We start from the raw sequence: 400 nt of genomic DNA, 5'->3' as shown, positions 1-400 counted from the left end.
GGCATGGTCACCCCGGCGCTGGAGAAGATGTTCGCCGAGCGGGGCGTGACGCTGATCCCGGTCGAGGAGGGCGTGCGGTACTTCGTGGAGCAGTTCTCCGCGGAGCGCGCCGCCGACACGGTGTGCGTGGTCGGGCCGAGGAACCCGCTGTCCGCGCGCGAGCCGGCTCCGCTGCCGGCCGGCGGGCTGGTGCTGCGCCGCGCCATGGCGGCCACGGCGGCCGACGCGGTGATCGCGGACCTCTCGATCGGCGGGGTGCCGGTGCTGCCCGCCACCGCGGCCGAGGGAGGTCTGCTGGGCGCGGTGCACCGGGCGGCGCCCGGGACGCGCGGCACATCGGTGCGCGGGTTCCAGTTGCGGAAGGGCGTCGTCTACGACGACGGGCGTCCGGTCGTGCTGG

Annotated in this window: 1 pseudogene; it reads left to right on the top strand. The window is 76.2% G+C overall.

The window, feature by feature from the left end:
- Positions 1-400 (top strand): annotated as a pseudogene (locus tag LPA54_RS40980) (hypothetical protein); the annotation flags it as partial.

It is taken from the genome of Streptomyces sp. DH12, assembly GCF_020873895.1.
Lineage (GTDB): Bacteria > Actinomycetota > Actinomycetes > Streptomycetales > Streptomycetaceae > Streptomyces.
Note: the sequence above shows the minus strand (reverse complement) of the source record. Positions and strands in the feature narration are given on the sequence as shown.